Raw genomic sequence first — 1,817 nt, 5'->3', positions numbered from 1 at the left:
TGATGTTGTCGCCCTCAACCCGCACAGGCAACTCATCCGGTGGCAGTATCCTACCCAGGTAGGTGCGCAGACGGAACTCATGTCGTCCGGCGTCCAGGGCCGGGTCGGTGAGCATCGATATCCGAGTAAACTTGAGCTTGTCAAGCGTGGAGACCGACGGGTCGTTTCTGCGACCACCCCTGGTGTGGGGGGAACCTCCCGTGTTCTTGTAGAACAGGAACTTGTGGTGTGGATTGAACTCCGGCGCTATGGCCTCGTTTGGACACACCAGGCTGCACGTGGCACAGCCCGTACAATAATTGTTTATCGCAGTGGATTGCTTGACGACGGTGACAACGCGTCTCTCCGTGCTTGGTGTGGGGATGGGGCCAATTGATTGCACCACCCGCTGGGCTATCACAGACGGATAGATCGCAAACATCGGACAGACAGCAGTGCAGCGACCACACCTCTTGCACCTGTCCTGTCTCCACTGTATGATATAAGGGAATTCCTTCAGCGTTAGTTCATGATTGTTGTCCAACCGGCAAGCTGGTTCCATACCTTAACCTCCTGAGCGCCCGGTGAAACAACTACCATGTCGTATTTCATCGGGAATATATCTTTGTCACAAGCCCGTTTCGGGATGCTCTTGTTGAGTCCGCACTCCTCCGACATCAACGCCACCTTGCCCTTGACCCCGCCAACGACACCGGGTCTGAGCTTCTTGGCGTCCTGCACCATAAAGCACGAGCCATCGGGCGTAAACCCTATCACGCAGTTAGGCCCGTCTATGCACAGGAACCGCAGAGACGTCTTTAGCAATCGAACGGCATCTCTGTCGGCCCTGCCATCGATTTCGGAGGAACTCAGCGGCGTGATGACGTCCTTGTAGTACCGCAGCGGGTACCGGAGTGTGTTGCAGACGTAGTGCAGGATGTGGGTGAAGACCTCACTGTCGCTATTGTAGCCCATGTAGCCTGGGAAGCCGCGGCTTTTGAGGTATTCCCTGATGGGGACAAATGCGGTGTTTTCGCCGTTGGTCATGGAGCCGTAGCCCTGGATGAAGAACGGGTGGCAGGCGTAGAGGTTGATGGCGTAGTTGGTGTTTTGCCTGCCCTGGGCAAAGATGATCTTTGCCTTAATCGTTGCCGTATCGAGGTTGAAGAACTCGCACAGTTGCAGCGGGTCGCCGACCTCCTTGAGCGTTACAATGTCGGGGTAGAACGAAAAGACGATAATCGATTCATCCTCCTGCCCCATCATCCGGAGGGCTATGCGCGTCCTGAGCAGCAGGTCATCCTTGACCTCCCTGGAGGCATTGGCAAACTGCTGTGGGTACTCGTAGACCCTTGCAAAGTAGTACTCGCGTGCCTTGATCCCTCTGGTGGGTTTGAGCTTTGGTGACCACGTGTGCCGGAGCTTAAAACCCTCGCCGTTGAGGTAGTTGTCAAGCGTCTTGAGGCCATGCTTTGAGCATATCCCCGACAGGACGGGGTAGTCCTTGAACTCCTCGAACTCACTGCCAAGGTCTTTTAGTATCAGCCCCATGCCCGAGCCGTCGTGTCCCTCCTTCATGGTCTCGAGGGCCAGGATGTTCTCGATGGGCGATATGTAATCCATTGACGATATTGCACTTAATCTGCACATTATATATTCCTCCCAAGCGACTGTAAGGAGCAGTTCGATTAATAATCATAATTGCTCCCGTTTCACAAGTATATAACTATATAGGCATTGATACACTTTTGTCAAATAAAAATTACGTGCTATCAGCAATTCTCAGTGAAGGTGTGAGCGATATTTTTTTGGGACAAAATTGGCGAGGGTGTGACTAT

General features: G+C 53.4%; 2 protein-coding genes. Both read right to left on the bottom strand.

From position 1 onward, the window contains the following. Positions 1–541 (bottom strand): ATP-binding protein (locus tag HWQ67_RS17495; protein WP_218253982.1); only part of this gene is annotated, 541 nt, incomplete at its 3' end. After that, positions 502–1,629 carry a hypothetical protein gene (locus HWQ67_RS17490; RefSeq protein WP_218253981.1) on the bottom strand — a complete coding sequence of 376 codons (1,128 nt, stop codon included), beginning with the start codon at positions 1,627–1,629 and terminating at the stop codon, positions 502–504. The genes HWQ67_RS17490 and HWQ67_RS17495, both read right to left, overlap by 40 nt. Between the last annotated feature and the right edge of the window lie 188 nt (positions 1,630–1,817).

The organism is Candidatus Magnetobacterium casense (assembly GCF_019173545.1).
Classification (GTDB): Bacteria; Nitrospirota; Thermodesulfovibrionia; order Thermodesulfovibrionales; family Magnetobacteriaceae; genus Magnetobacterium; species Magnetobacterium cryptolimnobacter.
The sequence above is the reverse complement of the archived record's forward strand: the minus strand, read 5'-3'. Positions and strand labels throughout refer to the sequence as shown.

Bases quoted from the DNA above. Each gene is read 5' to 3' on its own strand.
- HWQ67_RS17490 (WP_218253981.1), bottom strand. From the start codon at position 1,629: ATGTGCAGATTAAGTGCAATATCGTCAATGGATTACATATCGCCCATC.